Source organism: Bradyrhizobium sp. 195 (genome assembly GCF_023101665.1).
Taxonomy (GTDB): Bacteria; Pseudomonadota; Alphaproteobacteria; order Rhizobiales; family Xanthobacteraceae; genus Bradyrhizobium.
In genome coordinates, this window is sequence record NZ_CP082161.1 from 1,317,879 (window position 1) to 1,335,145 (window position 17,267).

Here is a 17,267-nt window from a genome sequence, read left to right on the forward strand (position 1 = left end):
GCATGTATGATCTGTCAACCACTGGCACGCAAAGTCTGATCCAGGCGACCATCGAACTCGTCGTTGCTGCCAGCCTTGGTGCGGCCCGCCCCGTGGGCATTATGCTGGTGCTTCCCGTATTTACGCGTGCGCAGATCGGGGGCCTGATCCGCGGTTGCCTGGCCGTTGCGCTCGAACTACCATACTTGGCGCACATCGCCGATCGTCTGAGGGAGCTAGATCCGGACACCCGTCTGCTCAACATCCCGCTACTCGGTCTTAAGGAGACGTGTGTCGGCCTGCTGATCGGCGCCCTGCTCAGTATTCCCCTCTGGAGTCTTCAGGCCGTCGGCGAGTTCATCGACGCGCAAAGGGGCATCAGCAGCGTGGTCACTCCCGCCGATCCCGCGACACGCAGTCAGGCTTCGGCGACGGGACTGCTTATCGGTACCACCGCGATCACCATCTTCGTCGTATCGGGTGGCCTGCAAACCATGATCAGCGCACTTTACGGCAGCTATCTGGTTTGGCCGGCTTATCAGCTTGGACCCACGCTGAGCATGCAAGGGACACTGGAGTTGTGGGGCGTGCTCGACAGCATCATACGTACCGCCGTCCTGGTCTCTGGACCGGTGGTAGCTTTCCTCTTGCTGGCCGATATATCAGCGCTCCTGCTCGGGCGCTTTGCGCCGCAATTCAACCCGCGGGACCTATCTTTGACGATCAAGAATATAGGCTTTGCGATCGTCATGGTCACTTATACGATCTATCTCATCGAATACATGCAATCCGAAATCATTCAGTCGAGCCGAGAGCTGGAGAGGCTTGAAAGGAAACTGAAGTGAGCGACACGAGCGAAGAGAAAACGCTCGCCCCCACTGAAAAGAAGCTAAGCGATTCGCGCAAGAAAGGCGTGGTTCCGCATAGCACGGATCTAGTCAGGGCCCTCAGCGCTTGCGCCGGTCTCGGCTATCTCTGGATAGAAGCGAGTTCCATCTACGACAAATGTCGTGAAGCGCTCATGCTGACTGACAAGCTGCTTGATAAGCCGTTCAATATTGCGGTCGATCTTGCGCTCGGCGTCTTGCCCGAACTTGGACTGAGAATTGTTGGCCCGCTTCTTGGGAGTATGGTCACCTGCGCAATTCTGACGACGGTCCTGGCCAATGGTGGATTAGTGTTCTCCTCGGAGCCGATGACGCCGAAATTCGAAAACATTGATCCCATCAACGGACTGAAGCGCATCGCTTCTTTGCGTTCCCTCATCGAGCTTGGCAAGACCTTGTTCAAGGTCTTCTGCCTCGGCGCGATCTTTCTCCTCGTCGTTGTCGGCGCGTGGAAGACACTGGTGTATCTGCCGGTTTGTGGCACGGGCTGCTTCGAGTTCGTGTTCATTCAAGTGAAACTGTTGATCGGGATTGCAAGTGGTGCATTTCTGATCGGCGGATTGGTCGATCTCCTCGTCCAGCGCTGGTTGTTTTTGCGCGGCATGCGCATGACTAAGAGCGATATGAAGCGCGAGGACAAGGAGCAGCAAGGCAGTCCGGAGGTGAAACGCGAACACCGACGCCTTCGGCGGGAGCAGGCGAGCGAGTCTCCACTCGGCGTGCGTCGCGCGACATTGATCTTGACTGGACGCGAGCTGCTGGTCGGGGTACGCTACATCCGTGGCGAAACGGGCGTCCCGGTCCTGGTTTGCCGCGGCGATGGCGAGGCGGCTTCACGGCTCTTTGATGAAGCGAGGCGCCTTCGTCTCAGTATCGTCGATGATCACGTCCTGGTCCGTGAGCTAATCCGCAACACTATCCTTGGCAATTCCATTCCTGTCCAGTATTTCGAGGCTGTCGCAAAAGCTCTCCTTGCCGCCGGCCAAGTCTAGTTCGTGTTGTGAATGAGGTCGCATCGAATGACTGATGTTCTCGCTATCGAGACGGCTGCACGGTCTGGGTGCCGGCAGACGTGGGATCTGATAGCGGCTTGTTGTTAGCTATACCCAAGCTGCTGTTATTGCCGGTCGCGAAGGCTTTGTATGTGGCAACGGGAATGGCCGCGCGATTGCCATCACTCGGCACAACGGCCTGATTGTCAATCAAGTCGCGCGGATCGTTGACCATGCCCGCCAAGTTGTTGCGGATCGAGCAGCCAAGCGTCGGATCGAAAGAATTGTCGTTCACGGAAGGGCCGACGATCGCAATCGACGGACAAACGGGAGGCTGCGCCTCGTACGTAATCGCCTCGATTCGGGCGGCAGAGCCATCACGCCTATCGATGAATGGACCGTACAGGCGGATGTTGTGAGCGTCGACGCCCACTGCGCGGGCCTCAGCTGCTATCTGCGCCCCGAGCCGACGTGAGCCGACGATATCAAGATGGAGCGCGTCATACCGACCGCGACTGGTACTCGCTATGAAATAGCGCAGACGCTGCCGTTCGGGCCCTCCAAGGGTCTGTAACAGTAAGACGTTCTTCTCCTGTTCAACCAGGATCGCTTGCGCGCTCGGTTCGAGGTAAGTCGGCGCGGTGCTTGCGCAGCCACCTAGACTGGCCGTCAGACAGATGAGGGGACGCACGAATCGTAATCTCATTGGTCGAATCCTCATTCGATGATGTGGCCGGTGCCCCTTATCGCGCCTGGTACGCTCATCGGGGGAGCACTGCGAACAGGCGAGCGCGTTGCCAATGTGTTCGTCAGACTGCGCGCGAGGTCTGAGGGCGGAGCGATGCGGTCGGTGGGCACACTCATCTGCTTCGAGTTCGATCTTGGCCGCACGACGTAAGGCGTGACGATGATCACGAGTTCCGTCTCCTCCTGTTGAAATGACGATGAGCGAAATAGCGCACCAAGAATCGGAACGTCGCCGAGCCAAGGGAAAGTCGTGATCTCAGTGCTGAAGTTGCGCCGGATAAGCCCACCAATTGCAAAGCTCTGGCCGCTGGCGAGCTCGACGACCGTGTTGGCACGCCGGGTGGAGAGAGCCGGCACGGAGATGCCGTTGATGTTGACAGCACCTTGTGACGAGAGTTCGCTGACTTCAGGCTTCACGCGGATATTGATCTGATTGTTACTGAGAACGGTCGGCACAAACTCCAGGCTGACGCCGAAGTGACGGAACTCGACAGAGACCTGCCGATTGTCCTGCAACACCGGAATGGGAAATTCGCCGCCGGCGAGGAAGCTGGCGGATTCGCCTGACATTGCGGTGAGGTTCGGTTCAGCAAGTACGGAAGCGAGGCGCTCGTGAGCCAGTGCATCGAGCATAGCGCTGACGTTCACATGGCCAGTGTTGACTCCCATCTTCGCCGTACCGCCGCCCTGCGCCGCGCCGTATCCACCACCACTGCCACTGACCAAGCCGAGAGTGAAAGGGCCAGCTTGACCGGAAGCGGAGAGGTTGACGCCGAGCTCCTTCATGGCGCTCCGGGAGACCTCCGCCACCCGCACGCTCAGATTCACCTGCAATGACCCAGCCACCTGAATCTTGTTGACGACGAGCGCACCAGACCCAAGAAACTGCTCGGTCACTTTCATGGCTATATCCACGATCTCCGCATTGGGCGCCGTACCGCTAAGGATGGCCCCGCGCGGGGTGTAGCTTACCTGGATGGGATAGTCGCCGACCTGGGCTTTCAGTGCGGCGCGCAGATCCTCGATCGGCTGCGTGACGACAACACGCAGTTCAGCGAGAGCCTCCCCGCCCTCGTTCAGTGCGAACAAGCTGGTCCGCCCGGATTTTTTGCCGAAAACGAAGATGGTCTTGTTCGAAGGTGCCTGATAGTCCGCGACCGTAGGATCGGCGACAAAGATGCTCGCAGCTGGCGCAGGCAGATGAATCGTCTTACCGAACGAAGAGGAAAGGGTCAGCGTTCCGCTAATGCCGTCAGGAGCCGTACGCTGCGGCCCGCCTACATCATCCCGCTTGATCTGAGCTACGGCAGCAGCCGGGAATAGCAGGACGACCACGCACAAAAGCTGCGAAAGACAAGGAAGAAAGGTGGACGAAAGGCCGTTGGCGGCGATCGATCCTCGAGTGACGCCGGCATGCTTGTCAAGAATGATGCTCAAGATGGTCTTTTCTTTCAAGTTCGATTGACTACGCGGTCGATGCCGCGCATTTCAATTCAAGGACGTAGCCGATCCCGCGCGCGGTTTTGATCCGTAGCGTCGCACCGGACTGACTCAAATGACCGCGCAAACGATAGATTCCGACCTCAAGCGCATTGGTGGAGACCTCGTCGTCAAATGCATAGAGGCTATCCTCCAACGACGCGCGAGCCACGGTGCGGCCGGCGCGGCTGAGCAGATGTTCGAGAATGCACACCTCGCGGCGGGCAATCTTCAGCGGTCGACCATTGACCGATGCTTGCCGACCGATCGAATCGAATCGTAGATTGCCAAAGGTAACGATGGGGGCCGTCATTTGCGTTGATCGGCGCAGAGTAGCGCGCATCCGTGCGATGAGTTCATCAGTAGATACGGGCTTGGGCAGGAAGTCGTCCGCACCGCCATTAAATAGCGCTATCCGCCTACCGAGCTCGTTGAAGTTACTCATCATCACGGCAGGCACCGAATGTCCGTCACGTCTCAACTGCTTCAGCCAATCCAAGCCGTCTCCATCCGGTAGAACCAACTCGAGCAAGAGAATGTCATAGCTGGCGCAACAAAAAGCGGCGGCCGCCTCGTCCAGGGTGCACGCTACGTCAACGGCAAAACCGCAATCGGAGAGCGCATCTTGTACAACGCGCGCAGGGTCCGTCTCATGATCAACGAGTAGCGTTCGCATTCCACGACCTCCTATCAAGTCACGCCAAGACAACCACCACGTCACGTTCGAGCATGACCACTCCCGAGCGGAATTGAACAGTCCGGCCTCCACGTAAGCGTTGGAATCCGGAATAGACGAAGAGCAGAGGTACTGGCGAATCGCATACTGGATCGGGATTCCATTGTAAGCTCGACTGGCGTTGTTCACTGTCTCACGTGGCGCGCATGCATCTTGGTGACGTCGAATGTGCTCTTGTCACCGGGACATAGGCGGCAATCAATCAAATGCATCGATAGGCGGGCAGCACCCCGCTCAGCGCCGGAACAATCCCGGCAGTTGTCGCCGACATCGTGAGGTCGAGATGATTGCCGAGAACACATTGATTGGTAAAATCGATGGTTTGGATCGATGCATTCACATGGCGGATCAGTGACAATGCCGTTCCATGGTCTGGATCTAAATCTCCTCATCACGATCGATGCTTCCGATGGCGAGCGCAGCCGCACGGCCGCAGGTTTGATGGGGGAGCAGCGATGATAGGCGATTTGCATCGCGGCCCTCAATTTGCAAAGCCTCACACGCCGGCAGACGTTCCGTGCTTGAGCAACGAACTTCCTCATTCGGCCTGGAAGGTGAGCCTCCTTCGTGCTCCGATCACCGGAGCGACAGTGATGGCCAAGCGCGGCTACGCTCAGCTGGAGAACGCCATAACGAGGCCGTCCTGCCGCGCCTTCCTTTTTTAACTTTTATAAAATCACCGAGACGCTGTGGAACGAACTGCTCAACGGCCGCACAATCCAAAGACGGGGGGTGACATGAAGTTGGCCGCACCGGGCAAAACCGTGCCTACAATCCGATCGCGGCGTCCATGATCACGTACTCATCGCAGCTTTGCCGACAGCAAACCTACCATGTTGCGTGATGCACGGCGCTTTCCCTACCCGGCAGCACATGAAGTGTGAAATCAATTCTTTGGATGGATTGCATTCGCATCCTGGATAGTGACAACACGTCTGAGGTCTGTGTCTCAGTCTCCTAGTCGCACCTGATGCTCTGATGACCGAACGCAATCTGTCGCTGGCAGCTCTGGTGGGGCGAGCGATGATTTTGGTGATTTGCATGGCGGCGTCTTCCTGCAAGGCTCACATTGGGCGCCGACTCTTCTGGACTAGCAAACCCAGGTGATGGTCACTCGCCCAGCAATGTCGGTTCTGCTCCATCCGGACGCGGAAAAAAATGTTGTTGTCATTCTACGTCTGATCAGAATGGTGCATCATCTCGGAATCGGTGGGCGACTTGCCCCGGAATTCGCATGGTGCATGACCGCGCGTCTGCAAGTTGTTCCGTCTGAGCCGAAGCGCCCCGATCCTAGAGAGCTTGACGGCCAATAAGTCTTCCGCAGAGTGCTTGGCAGTCGCATCGGAGTGCGGATGCTTTGGTCAGGTTGTGGTCAGCTAGGTTGTATATCCTCCTCGGCAAAGCTTGCCGCGGCACGAGCTCAATCGCGTGCATTTTGCCGATGCGGGAGCGATCTGATGTATGGCAGAATCGGTGGCTCCGTTTTGCGGAAGCCGTTGCCGGCCTGGAGCGAGGTGGGTCGTCGTCGGCGGGCGCGACGCCATACTCCCTGCGTTCCAATCCGCCCATTATCCGACGGAGAATCTTTCATGCGCAAAGTGAAGAGATTCTTATCCAGTGACATCATGCACATCGCCAGTAACCCGCAGGAGTACTCGGATTTTGTTCGGAGAAAGCCGAGCGGGCTGCAACTGTCGGTAGAGGCTATTCCAGTACTTACGATGATCCGCATAAGCCCGCGCGATTTTTCAGCTATCAGGTTGGGTGACGAAACTGTAGGGCTTTTAGGAGCCGGAGGCTCGGTCCGGATCAAGGGAGACCATTTTCGCCAACAGTTTTGGCGTAACGATATCACGTCCGTGGTAGATCTACGCGTTACTCATCCGCTCGTCGAGAACGCGGGCGATATCCTGCTGGAGCATGAACTGCGAATGGACGGCGATCATCCGTTGGTCTTATCACGTCCTGGCGTTGGAGGTATGGAACCCCGTCTAGCGGAAATGGGTTTTGTTCACGTGGGTCGCAATAACTGGGTGCTTGATCCTCAACAGGATACCAAAGTGTGGACGAAGAACGTGAACGACCAGCGGCACCGAGTAGACAGACCTAGAAAGTATCTTTCCAAAGTCGAGGATAGCGATAGTCAAGAGAGCTGCGAGACGGATTCGTCTGACGATGATCCCTCGTATTACCTGGAGCGCGCTGTTCGAAGATTGGCTGTGGGACAAGACGATTCGGAATGATGAGAGCGGGCTGGGACCGACTGGTATTTCGCTATTGCAGGGGCCGGTTCAGAAGTGAACTTGAAGGAAGCGCTCGCGCCGGATCGTGCTCCTCGCGCGTGACATATGCCCGGTTTCGAACGTCAAGGTTGACTTCCTCGGCTACTGCTTCAGGCCGCGACGGGCAAAGAACTCACAAAACGTCTCGGTGTTTTGCAGTGTCTGCCTCGGCTCAGCGCTTCGGCGCTGAAGTTTATGCGGGCGGCAATCCGGGATTTGGACCTCCGAAAACGGACCCATGTGTCAATGGCTGACATCGCTCGGCAGCTCAATCCACTCCTGCGGGCGGGGATTGTGTATTACGGTCGATTCAGGCGGGCGCCTCTGGGTCAATCCTTCGATACGTCAATCAGACAATCGAGGCTTGGATGATGCGGAAGTTCAAACGCTTTATGGGTCGCAAGGCCAAGACCGGCCGCGTTCTCGAACGACTATCTCGCGAACGTCCCGGGTTGTTCGCACAATGGAAGATCGGCATACGCGGCTCGTTCGCCTGATGGGAGCCCAGTGACGCGAGAGTCTCACGCTGGGATCCATGAGAGGCCGGCGGTGAGATTCCGCCGGCCTACTCGCCAAAGCCGTCTGCCCGGATCTGTGAGGGCAAAGCCAAATGGCCGAGCTACTCGACCACGACCCACGGCGATGTGGGTTTCCTGTGCAACCGGAAAAACGCCCTTCGTCAGCTACTCGTCAGCCAGCCTGTCTATCCAGACAGGCTGCGCATTCTCGACTTGATTGGAGATGGAATATGACGGGCATTGGCCGATCTGGAAGATCGCGCACTGGAGATGCTGGAGCCGGATCGAGCAGTTCACGCTCGCACTCAAGTCTAGCCCCTGGGGAAAGCAGTCAATCGTTCGATTCCGTCGTGGAGCGGATGCGCTCTGGGCCCCAAGATAGAGGGACGCCCTCCGCAAGCACGGCGCGCGGTGCCGACGATGCCCTTGGCGACAGGTCTTCTGGTCCCTCCGTTGGCCCAGATCGAATCCTAGGCGCTGCGGCACCTGCAGCCGCTGCGCCACGTGCAGTCACTGCGCGGCGGCGCGGCTTTCCCTCAGTGTCGGAGGGTGGAGACACGGCACCGGTCGCCAGCCAGCCGCCAACTTCCGATGTGGCAGTCCCCATTTCCTCGTCAGAGGAAGAAATCAACGCAACAAAGCGACACATGGACCGCCTGCGTGAGGAACTTGGCGCTTGCGCTCAGCCGGGCGAGGATGCCGAGCTGGAGGAGACGCTAGAGCTGATCGATCGATTCGTCAAAGCAGGCTCGGCAGTTCTGGAGTACTACGCGAGCCTGCGCCCGGCCGTGGCGCCGAGCATTCTGTCCGACGCTGAGGCCCGTCAATACTGCTATGCCGTGCTCCATGCGGGGCATCAAGGCAAGATTGTGGGCTCGGCGATTATCCTCGCCTTGGAAGCGCGCAGACAGAAATCGGCAGACCTGTTCCAGCGGATTTTTCAATCCAACGCTAACCCCGACCAGCTGAGCCGAGTGGCTTCCAGTATGGTGAAGGACCATGTGCCTGTCATCGACTGGTGGGGAAAGAAGGTGTTACGCTCGGAACGGATGCAGTCCGCCTGCGAGACCACTGCCAACTTGCCAAGCACGACGCCCGAGATGCGGAAGCCCATCGAGGCCGCACTACGCCTGCATACCGGCTCGGCACTTTATGATCGGTGCTTGTATCTGGAATCGCGGATTAAGCTCGCGAAGCTTCTGATTGAGTCTCAGGCGAGCACGTTTGAACCAGCCGTGAGGGACGCCCTCATGGATGAGAACGGGCGGGTGCGTCTGCTCGGGACCTATATCCAGGATGCTTTTCCGGCATTCAACTCGACGTACAAAGCCGTTCTGAACGAGGACGGAGAGCCACTCGACGCAGAGCACTGCACCGTTCTGGAAGGAGTCATGGAACGGCATTCGGAATTTGCCTCAGAGGTGGAACGCATCGTTGCCAGGCTAAGGAATGCTAGAACGGATGCCGACCTTCCATTGGAACAGTTGGACCAGATCGTGGAAGGTGCATGGGTCACCGCGCACCAAGTCACGCGACTTTTGGCAGTGCAGCCAAAGAGGCAAGTGGAGCCGCCTGCCCAGACTGCGATATCGGAAAAGACCGATTTAGCGGCTGAGAACCACGCGGCGCGCAGGAAGGGGAAAGGCAAGCGCGCACCGGCCGCAGGCGAGGGGAGTTCAACTGCCAGGCTGCGCGAGCCGCAGCTCGCCAGGCCCGACGCTGCCACGGTTATCGTACTCTCGGATCTGGGTACGAAGAAACTCGCGAGTGCAGAGGAGGCGCGCGCGAGGGCGTCGTCATCGGCGACCGGGCACCTGGACATGTGGAAGGCTCCGCCCTCCAGGAACGCACTGACGGGATTACTCAAGCGATTGGACGAGCTGCTGGAGTTCGATCTGCCGGCTCAGCAACGCGCCATCTCGCAAGCGCGCCAGATGAAGCCCGAGGACGCCGACCACGTCGTGGATCTCGTCCTTAAGCGCCTGCAGACGCAGGCCATCGAGATTAAGACCTGTGTAGCCGCGCTGGAGGAGCCCCGCCGACGTGGCCTACTCACGCCTGCGCAAATGACCGAAGTGCACAAAAAAATAGTCCGGCTTAAGGCGATGTTGTCCGAGGTTCAGGGACAGGCAAACTCATTGAACGCGCAAAAGGCGGCGATCACGATCGATTGCATGAAGACCTACGCGTTTCCGTCGCAGAAGTACCTTGAACAGTTGCGGGCGGCCGAAGAACTTGCGTCTGTGTGTCCACCCCAAGCCTTAAAGATCGAGCCAGCGACGCTGTTCGAGATCAAGCTGCAGCCCAAGGCGCTGCGCAGTGGTAGGATGCCAAATCCGATGTGGGTGCACATCCATACCAAGCTGCCGGTACGTGCCTCGCAGTTGGCCACGCTGGGCGTCGCCGACTTCGCCGCTTGCCACGTGAAGTCCAATGAACAGCGCGGCTACAATCGGCAATGGCAGAGCGCTCAAGCCGCCACGGGGCACGAGAACGTCGTGATCCACCGCGGCAAGCTCACGCCTGCGTTCTGTAAGTCGTTGTTGGGCATCGCCCCAGGCTACTCCCTTCCCGAGGCGGAGCACGCGTCGATGCAGTTCGCGCGCCTCAGGATGTAGTTACCTGAGTGTCTCGCGCCAGAGCGTCGCTGTGGTGACACCATCAAGCAGACCGTCACCGAGAGGAAATCCTCGATGAACTCGAAGCCGGCGCGGGCTCCTCGAACAGATCGACAACGGGGTCCGACTGAAATTCGATCGGGAGCGTGGAGACCCCGACTTCCTTTCGCTTGAAAAACAGCATCGCGGCGCTTGTCGCCGCGCTTGCGATGGCCGGGTCCGAATAGCCTAGGACCCGGCTATGCTTCAGATCGTGCATGAAGCAGTTTTGCGCATTTGTGTTCGAGATCCCGTCGCCGATCGCTTCGGTAAGTGTCTGCGGCGCCGTGCTTAGCGCCCCACAATGATTGGGCTTCCCGGCCTGGAGCACCAGAATGCGGTGTAAAGGGCCAAACGCGTGCGGGCCAGCCGCACCGGGCTCTCGTGCTGGGGTGGACGGCCCTTTCCGCTACTCCGGGGGCAAGATGAGGAGTCGTCGCTGACCTCAAAGAAAGGAGACGCCCGCGAAAACAATTGTTCGCATCGGTTTGAATACGTGAAGAGTGTAGTGTTTCAGCTGCATGGCGTTGAAAGGACGGAGCAGCCGAGGGTTGAGGGTGCGGAAGGCACGGTCAAGTTAACGAATTGGAGCGGCCGAGCGGGCAGACGAGCGGCATGCCAACCGCCCGGGGTTCTTTCTCGCCGTCATGGTTTCCCACCGGAAGTGATCTGCTATGCCGTTTGGATGTATTTCCCGTTTCCATAAGCTCGCGCATGGTCGAGGAAATGCTGGCGGCGCGCGGCATTGTCGTGACCTATTAAACCGTGCGCCAGCGGGGAACCAAATTCGGCAAGGCGTTCTCCTTTTGGATCCGCCAGCGCGCTCCGCGCGCGGCGACAAATGGCATCTGAACGAAATCGCTATCTCGACGCGGCCGAACAACATTGGCTCTGGCGCGCCTGCGCGCCAAGCTCGACGGATCGAACCCGCCAACCACACCGCCCACCCAGGGCCCTGGCCGGTCCGAGCCAGGAAAACCGACCGAGAGCGGCGGGCTCCAGCCGAGCGCCGAATTGCGGGCTCTTCTCGCCAAGCGGCCGAAATGATCCAAAACGGGCGGGAAATGACTCCGTCGTTGCGGACGACTCGGCTACCAAATTTTAAGGTTAACAAAAGATGGGAGAGGACGACTTGACCAGAGATGCAACGTCTGTCGGCGGCGCGATCGCGGCCGCCCTCAAACGGGCCGAGGAGTTGCGCGGCCTCAGCGACCGCCCGGCTCGCGTGCGGTTCATGACGATCTTTGGCGATGATCGCTCAGGTCTCACGATTAACGCCCGCATCGCGGCACGAACGCCGGCGGAGCATCGTGCCCAGGAAGGCCTCGGGACACGCTGCATCCCATGGGACGCCCTCGACGCGCGTGCCGGCGAGATCGTTGGCCTGGTCGACGAGGTCGTTGGCGAGGTGACGCTGGCCGTCCGAAACGCCCCGCCAGTGCCGCGGCCGAGCCGCTTGGAAGATGATCTTGAGCTTGCCGCGTTCGACGAACTGATCGATGAACTCGGCCGAACGATTATCCAGTCGGCCTTTTCCGTGCTGGAGACGCATCCGGCCAAGCACGTCTCGCGGGAGCTGGGCAGCGAAGCTGCGATGTTAGCCGCGCTGAAATTCGCGGCACTCGCGGCCTATACCGGCCATGTCGGACTGAATGACGCCCAAGACGAGCTCCGAATGGCGATGGGCGAGGTGATGAGCAACATGCGCGCTTCGCCTGAATTGATGCGTCGGCAGAGCTTGAATTCGTAAGCGGCGAGGGCGCGGCGTCAGAGAACGGCTGCGCAAACGTCTCACCCCGAGACACAAAACCTTGGCATAGGTTGTGCAGACTAACGAGAGCCGGGATTTTGCATCACCCTCCCGGGGCTGGATAAGCGCCGCCTGCAAGGTATTTCGAGCAGGCGGCGTTTTTATTAAATGTCCCAATTCGATTTCGCGGGTGTCCCAATGAGGACCAATGAGGATAGCAGCGAACGGTGCGGCCGCCCGGCATCTAAGGTTCGATCTCAAAGCCGCCGACAGCATGTCCTGCGATGGCGACAATTTCGATCGACGCGGCCTTGAAAAGCCCCGCTGGTGGTAATACTCTTGGAAGATATGGTATTACAATCGTTGTGTCCATGACCACGACAGTCACAGCCAAGGGACAGGTGACCATCCCGAAGTCGGTCCGCGACCTTCTCGGCATCGTGCCGGGCAGCAAGGTCGATTTCCGGCGTGCGGCCGACGGCAGTGTGGTGCTGGCGCGCGCTGACAAGAAACAGCCGGCGAGCCGCTTTGCCAAACTGCGTGGCCATGCCGGCAAAGGGCTTGATACCGACGCGATCATGGCGCTGACGCGTGGCGAAGGGTGACGCTCGTCGACACCAACGTTCTGCTCGACCTGGTCACCGATGATCCAAATTGGGCGGGTTGGTCGGTGGCCCAGCTTGAGGCGGCGAGCCTCAAGGGACCGCTCTTGATCAACGATATCGTCTATGCCGAGCTTGCGGTCCGGTACAACCGCATCGAGGGTCTGGATGCCTTCATTGACGAAGCCGGTCTCGACATCGCACCGATTCCCCGCGAGGGGCTGTTTCTGGCCAGCAAGGTGTTTGCGCAGTATCGCAAAGCGGGCGGATCGCGGACTGGCGTGCTCCCCGACTTCTTCATTGGCGCCCATGCCGCCGTTGCCGGTCTGCCGCTGCTGACCCGCGACGTCGGCCGCTACCGCACCTATCTTCCGTCATTAAACCTCATCGCACCGGACGGCTGAGGGGTCTCGGCGCCACATCCCTCAACGTTCCTGGCTCGCGCGGGGGAGGGGCGCTTTTGGCTTCAGAGCCCCGCGGCTTTGGTGAGATTGACCCGAAAACGGTCGCGCCGGCGTTGGTACTTGCGGGTCATCTCGGCGCTGGCATGGCCGAGCTGCTTCTGGACGTAGCGCTCGTCGACCTCGGCCGAGGAGGCGAGGCCGGCGCGCAGCGAATGCCCGGCGAACTTCGTCTCCCGCTCGCCCTCCGGCAGATCGGCCCGGACGCCGGCGACCAGGGCCGCGCGTTTGACCAGCCGCGCGACCTGCTGATCGCCGAGCCGATCGGGTCCGACCTCCTTGCCCTGGCCTCTCACGCGCCGGAACAGCGGGCCGTGGCCGATCCGCGCCAGCTTCAGCCAGATCTGCAGGGCGACGACCGGGCAGGTCGCATCCGACGAGCCGCGGCCGATCTCGAGCTCGCGCCAGCCGGTCTTGCCGCGCAGGGTGGTCGAGGATCTCGACCCAGCCGGAAGAATCCTCGGTCTGGTCACGGCCACAATCCAGCCCGACGATCTCCGAGCGCCGCAGGCCGCCGGCAAAGCCGATCAGCAGCATGGCGCGATCGCGTAAGCCCCGCAGCGTGCCACGGTCGAGCGTCTCAAGCATGGCGATGACGTCCTCCGGCAGCACCGCTTCCTTCTGGCGGGGCGGGGCGGCGTGGGTGTTGCGGATGCCGGCCAGCACGGTCGCGATATGCCGATCCGCTCCGTCGAGCGGCGTCCCGCGCTGGGCATAATTCCAGGCGAGCGCCGAAAGCCGCCGCTCGATCGTCCGCATTCGCCTGGCGATCGGTTTGGCGCCGACCGAGAAATCGACCACTTCGCCGCCCTTGAAGATCGCGAGCGCCGGGATGGAGCGCACGCCCAATTGGGCGGCGAGTTCCGGGTTTTCATTGATGATGAGCTTGGCGACCTTGATCTTGCCTTCCATCTCGACGGAGATTTCCTCGAGGCTCGGAGCAATCATCTTGCAGGGATCGCACCATTCGGCCCAGAAATCGACGACGACGGGTGCTGCGGATTCCAGAACTTCCGACTGGAAGTTATTGATATCAACTTTCACGGTAGCCATGGCTGCTCCTTTGACCGAAGAAGATGTTGAACCACATGTGACGGTGCGGTGCAGAATTTTCAATTATCAATCCGACGATCCAGCTTTTCTATGCTGTTAGCCTAAGACACGCCAACGACACTCATCGTGCCAAGGTGGAGCCTTGGCGCTTGCCGGATGCCCTCAACTCTGCTCGCGCGCGACTGTATGCTTCGCTGATGGACTATCCGATCGGGCGAAGGGCCAACATTTGCTCACATGCGCTCATGTTCTTTTCGTATGGACCAACTGCCACATCGTGGACTGAACGGTCAGGCGCTTGCTCGCGATCGCTATTCATTGATCAGACTCCATCGCTATACGACTGCCAATGCTAACATTCAGGAGCAACACTTGAACCAATTTCGTATTGCATTTGTAGTACGACATTTGAAGTGGACCCCGCTGCGGCACAGATCGGTAACCGAAACGCCAGCCTCATGCTCCTCCAGCACTCCCGAAGCGCAGTTCCGGTGTAAGCGCTAAGCCGATCTTTCAATTATCCATAATTGTTGCCTCGATTGCGGCTCCAAGTTAGATGTCGGTCAGCCGCAAGGCCGGGATCAGCCAGGCGACCTACTTCAACTGGAAGAAGAAGTATGACGGACTGCTGCCGACGGAGATGCTGTGCTTGAAGCAGCTCGAGGAGGAGAACGGCAAGTGGACCTGTCGCTCGACAAGGAGATGCTGCAGGACGTGATCCGCCGAAAGCTATGAGGTCTGGCCGGAAGCGCAAGCTGGTCGACGAAGTCCGCAACGAATGGCAGGTCTCGATCCGCAGAGCCTGTGCGGTGTTGGAGTTTGACAGGTCGACCTGCCATTACAAGTCCCGTCGCTCCGGCCAGGCTGCCCTCGAACAGAAGATCAAGGAGATCTGTCATGCCCGCGTTCGCTACGGGTAGGCCCGCGTCTCACGCGCACTTGCCGCTACAGAAGGGCGCCGGGCAGAGGCGAACCGCGTGATTGATATCGCGCGCGGTCAGGTTTCGGCAGCCGAGAGCGCTTACATCGAACTAAGGCCAATGGTGAGCGATCTTTGCTCCAAGGCGAGAGTGAAGGGGAGTGTGCCTCGCGCGCTCGATAGTCAAGCCACGAGCGAATTGGCGGCGCTCGCCTCGGCCGCGAAGGCGGAACGGATCTCGATTGCTGATCCGCTCGCAGACGCCCAGCGCCTTCGGCCGAGAGCGGCGGTTTGCAGAGGGAGCATGACGCACTCGTTCGGTCCATCCAGTCGACAATTCGAAGCGTCGACCAACGACGTTCTGAACTTCATGCTGGACAACTGAAAGCCACAGAATCCACAATCCGGGAAGCGGCGCTCGCAGAGAGCCTCGCTACCATCGATGGCGAGATATCGCCATTCCTCGTTGCAGCCGATCTAGCCATCGAGCTGCTTGACGCCGACCCGGTGGGCTGCGCCGACAGACTTTCAGCGGCTGCGCAAGAGTACGGTGCACTGCGTGAGCGGGCTGGTGAGCTCGAGATGACGCTGCAACGGTCGGCGCCGGACCGCGCGGCGGCGGCCGTCTCGTTTGAGCACGCACGGTCGCATATGACGGAGAGCGCGGCCGAACTCAATCAACGTCGACTGGTCGTGGAAGAGAAGGCGACCGCCCGAGCTGAACTTCTTGGCGGTGAGGCGACTGCCAGTCACCGGACCCGGATCAACGAAGCTCGTCGAACGGCTCGCGAAACCCTCGCCAAGGCGCGGGAGGCGAAATCCGCTGCTGCCGGGGCGTTCCAGTCGGCCAGTGCTCGCTGTGAGGAGGCTACCCCGGGATTGGAGGCCGCGAAGAATCGCCGCGCGTCAGCCGAAGGGGCCTTCGATATGGCCTGTCAGGATATCGCCCGGTCGCCGGGTCAGGTGTTCACGCTGATTGCCGCCGACCCAGCGGTGTGCAGAGCGCTACGGAGACGAATTCAAGAGATCGACCGAACCGTAAACGATGCGGACGCCGCCGTCCTGATGCGTCGGGAAGACCTTGAGAGATCGCTGGAAGGGTTCGACGAGACAACTGATGCGGAGGTATCGACTGCCGCCGTTGCAACCCTGACAACGGAAATCGGCGATCTGCATCAACGAACCGGCACACTTTACGTATCGCTCGCGCGCGACGATGACGCACGCCGCATGGCTGCAAAGCCTATCGGCGGAGATAGAAACCGCACAGGCGGAACTTGCCATTTGGCAGGCGGTCGATGACGCCATCGGCTCAGCCAATGGCGATCGCTTTCGTCGCTTCGTACAGGGCATCACACTCGATCACATGGTGCAACTCGCGAATGATCATCTCAATGCACTGAGCCCCCGCTACAGGCTCGCGCCGGGCAAGGTGTCAGATCTCGCACTCTATATCATCGACCGCGACATGGACGATGAGGCGCGCGGGACGCGGAGTCTTTCCGGCGGCGAGCGATTTCTGGTCTCGTTGGCGCTTGCGTTAGCTCTATCAGGCCTCGAGGGCCGATCGTCCTTTGTCGATACGCTGTTCATCGACGAAGGCTTCGGATCGCTTGACGCCGACACGCTCGAGTTGGCAGTGGATGCCTTGCAGGGGCGAGGACGAAAAGTTGGCGTCATCACTCATGTCGCCGCCATGATCGAGCGGATCGCCGTGCAGGTTCGCGTTGAAAAGTGCGGCGCGGGGCGCTCCGAGATTCGGGTTTCTACCGGAATGGGAACGGTGTGGCCTGCTGTCGAGGCCGTGCAATAGACGGCAGCGCGCTCAAGAGTGGCGGCTTCGCGGAAGCACTGATCACGGCCAAGGCCCCTGCCGCGGATTCGCAGTACTCGCTATTTGAGCGGCAAGCCGAGCCCAATTGCCATCACCGTGATCGAGCTCAGTGGCCGTCTGAGCGTTCGCGCGATCTTGCTTGCCGACAATCCTTGCTCGATCAGCCCTTTGAGCTTGTGTTTCTCAACCGCGGTCCAAGGGCGAGCGACGGCTCCCGCGGCGCGGTTGCCGTCCCAGCGGAGGCTCATTTCGTTCGGTGTCATCTGATGGCGCTCGTTGAACCTGCACGGCCGCTCCGTAGGTCGTGGCCATCGAGCCATTCGAACTGAGGCGGATAAGACCAAAATCCGTCCGCCGGTGGTCAAAAATAT

The 17,267-nt window shown here is 59.7% G+C and carries 15 protein-coding genes and 3 pseudogenes; 12 read left to right on the forward strand and 6 right to left on the reverse strand.

Going from position 1 to position 17,267, the window contains the following annotated elements; all coding sequences use genetic code 11:
• The first annotated feature begins 2 nt into the window (after positions 1 to 2).
• Together sctT and IVB26_RS06200 are read left to right on the forward strand one after the other, a co-directional pair.
• Positions 3 to 824 carry a type III secretion system export apparatus subunit SctT gene (gene sctT, locus IVB26_RS06195; protein WP_247971000.1) on the forward strand — a complete coding sequence of 274 codons (822 nt, stop codon included), beginning with the start codon at positions 3 to 5 and terminating at the stop codon, positions 822 to 824.
• A complete protein-coding gene (locus IVB26_RS06200; protein WP_247971001.1) occupies positions 821 to 1,858 on the forward strand; it encodes an EscU/YscU/HrcU family type III secretion system export apparatus switch protein in 1,038 nt (345 codons plus the stop codon). The genes sctT and IVB26_RS06200 overlap by 4 nt, the downstream gene beginning before the upstream one ends.
• A 43-nt stretch (positions 1,859 to 1,901) precedes the next feature.
• Here IVB26_RS06200 and IVB26_RS06205 read toward each other — a convergent pair whose 3' ends face one another.
• The 4 genes from IVB26_RS06205 to IVB26_RS06220 form a co-directional block, all read right to left on the reverse strand.
• Positions 1,902 to 2,564 carry a CpaD family pilus assembly lipoprotein gene (locus tag IVB26_RS06205; protein ID WP_247971002.1) on the reverse strand — a complete coding sequence of 221 codons (663 nt, stop codon included), beginning with the start codon at positions 2,562 to 2,564 and terminating at the stop codon, positions 1,902 to 1,904.
• Between the two features lie 11 nt (positions 2,565 to 2,575).
• Positions 2,576 to 4,060 carry a type II and III secretion system protein family protein gene (locus IVB26_RS06210; RefSeq protein ID WP_458309329.1) on the reverse strand — a complete coding sequence of 495 codons (1,485 nt, stop codon included), beginning with the start codon at positions 4,058 to 4,060 and terminating at the stop codon, positions 2,576 to 2,578.
• A 10-nt stretch (positions 4,061 to 4,070) separates the two neighbouring features.
• The gene (locus IVB26_RS06215; RefSeq protein ID WP_247971003.1) at positions 4,071 to 4,760 is read right to left on the reverse strand and encodes a response regulator; all 690 of its coding nucleotides are present in this window, start codon (positions 4,758 to 4,760) and stop codon (positions 4,071 to 4,073) included.
• A 262-nt stretch (positions 4,761 to 5,022) separates the two neighbouring features.
• Positions 5,023 to 5,178 carry a hypothetical protein gene (locus IVB26_RS06220; protein WP_247512574.1) on the reverse strand — a complete coding sequence of 52 codons (156 nt, stop codon included), beginning with the start codon at positions 5,176 to 5,178 and terminating at the stop codon, positions 5,023 to 5,025.
• A gap of 1,231 nt (positions 5,179 to 6,409) precedes the next feature.
• Between IVB26_RS06220 and IVB26_RS06225 the strand changes: the two genes are divergently transcribed.
• The 7 genes and pseudogenes from IVB26_RS06225 to IVB26_RS06250 all read left to right on the forward strand — a co-directional run bounded on the left by IVB26_RS06225 (position 6,410) and on the right by IVB26_RS06250 (position 13,033).
• Complete coding sequence (locus IVB26_RS06225) at positions 6,410 to 7,063, forward strand: host specificity protein (RefSeq protein WP_247971004.1); 654 nt, start codon at positions 6,410 to 6,412, stop codon at positions 7,061 to 7,063.
• A 285-nt stretch (positions 7,064 to 7,348) separates the two neighbouring features.
• The gene (locus IVB26_RS43365; protein WP_458309330.1) at positions 7,349 to 7,474 is read left to right on the forward strand and encodes a hypothetical protein; all 126 of its coding nucleotides are present in this window, start codon (positions 7,349 to 7,351) and stop codon (positions 7,472 to 7,474) included.
• A gap of 376 nt (positions 7,475 to 7,850) precedes the next feature.
• Positions 7,851 to 10,238, forward strand: a complete 2,388-nt coding sequence (locus IVB26_RS06230) for a hypothetical protein (RefSeq protein WP_458309331.1) — start codon at positions 7,851 to 7,853, stop codon at positions 10,236 to 10,238.
• Between the two features lie 654 nt (positions 10,239 to 10,892).
• A pseudogene (locus IVB26_RS06235) lies at positions 10,893 to 11,178 on the forward strand (IS6 family transposase); the annotation flags it as partial.
• A 231-nt stretch (positions 11,179 to 11,409) separates the two neighbouring features.
• Positions 11,410 to 12,027: a hypothetical protein gene (locus tag IVB26_RS06240; protein ID WP_247971005.1), complete on the forward strand. Its 618-nt coding sequence runs from the start codon at positions 11,410 to 11,412 to the stop codon at positions 12,025 to 12,027.
• A 371-nt stretch (positions 12,028 to 12,398) separates the two neighbouring features.
• On the forward strand, positions 12,399 to 12,632 hold the full coding sequence (locus IVB26_RS06245) for an AbrB/MazE/SpoVT family DNA-binding domain-containing protein (RefSeq protein ID WP_247313977.1): 234 nt from the start codon (positions 12,399 to 12,401) through the stop codon (positions 12,630 to 12,632).
• Positions 12,629 to 13,033 (forward strand): type II toxin-antitoxin system VapC family toxin, encoded by a 405-nt coding sequence (locus IVB26_RS06250; protein ID WP_247971006.1) that lies wholly within the window; start codon positions 12,629 to 12,631, stop codon positions 13,031 to 13,033. The genes IVB26_RS06245 and IVB26_RS06250 overlap by 4 nt, the downstream gene beginning before the upstream one ends.
• Before the next feature lie 62 nt (positions 13,034 to 13,095).
• Here the strand turns inward: IVB26_RS06250 and IVB26_RS06255 are convergent, their stop codons facing one another.
• Both IVB26_RS06255 and trxA read right to left on the reverse strand, forming a co-directional pair.
• A complete protein-coding gene (locus IVB26_RS06255; RefSeq protein WP_247971007.1) occupies positions 13,096 to 13,563 on the reverse strand; it encodes a tyrosine-type recombinase/integrase in 468 nt (155 codons plus the stop codon).
• A 298-nt stretch (positions 13,564 to 13,861) separates the two neighbouring features.
• Positions 13,862 to 14,143 (reverse strand): annotated as a pseudogene (trxA, locus tag IVB26_RS06260) (thioredoxin); the annotation flags it as partial.
• Positions 14,144 to 14,705: 562 nt separating this feature from the next.
• On the opposite strand from trxA, the pseudogene IVB26_RS06265 reads away from it, so the two are divergent.
• The 3 genes and pseudogenes from IVB26_RS06265 to IVB26_RS06275 form a co-directional block, all read left to right on the forward strand.
• A pseudogene (locus tag IVB26_RS06265) lies at positions 14,706 to 15,060 on the forward strand (transposase); the annotation flags it as partial.
• A gap of 293 nt (positions 15,061 to 15,353) precedes the next feature.
• On the forward strand, positions 15,354 to 16,364 hold the full coding sequence (locus tag IVB26_RS06270; RefSeq protein ID WP_247971008.1) for a coiled-coil domain-containing protein: 1,011 nt from the start codon (positions 15,354 to 15,356) through the stop codon (positions 16,362 to 16,364).
• Positions 16,279 to 16,875, forward strand: a complete 597-nt coding sequence (locus IVB26_RS06275; RefSeq protein ID WP_247971009.1) for an SbcC/MukB-like Walker B domain-containing protein — start codon at positions 16,279 to 16,281, stop codon at positions 16,873 to 16,875. The genes IVB26_RS06270 and IVB26_RS06275 overlap by 86 nt, the downstream gene beginning before the upstream one ends.
• Positions 16,876 to 17,267 lie beyond the last annotated feature (392 nt).

What these genes read in the sequence shown, in the direction of transcription:
- sctT (WP_247971000.1), top strand. Translation starts at nt 3, where the DNA reads ATGTATGATCTGTCAACCACTGGCACGCAAAGTCTGATCCAGGCGACC.
- IVB26_RS06205 (WP_247971002.1), bottom strand. Translation starts at nt 2,564, where the DNA reads ATGAGATTACGATTCGTGCGTCCCCTCATCTGTCTGACGGCCAGTCTA.
- IVB26_RS06215 (WP_247971003.1), bottom strand. Translation starts at nt 4,760, where the DNA reads ATGCGAACGCTACTCGTTGATCATGAGACGGACCCTGCGCGCGTTGTA.
- IVB26_RS06225 (WP_247971004.1), top strand. Translation starts at nt 6,410, where the DNA reads ATGCGCAAAGTGAAGAGATTCTTATCCAGTGACATCATGCACATCGCC.
- IVB26_RS43365 (WP_458309330.1), top strand. Translation starts at nt 7,349, where the DNA reads ATGGCTGACATCGCTCGGCAGCTCAATCCACTCCTGCGGGCGGGGATT.
- IVB26_RS06230 (WP_458309331.1), top strand. Translation starts at nt 7,851, where the DNA reads ATGACGGGCATTGGCCGATCTGGAAGATCGCGCACTGGAGATGCTGGA.
- IVB26_RS06245 (WP_247313977.1), top strand. Translation starts at nt 12,399, where the DNA reads ATGACCACGACAGTCACAGCCAAGGGACAGGTGACCATCCCGAAGTCG.
- IVB26_RS06275 (WP_247971009.1), top strand. Translation starts at nt 16,279, where the DNA reads ATGACGCACGCCGCATGGCTGCAAAGCCTATCGGCGGAGATAGAAACC.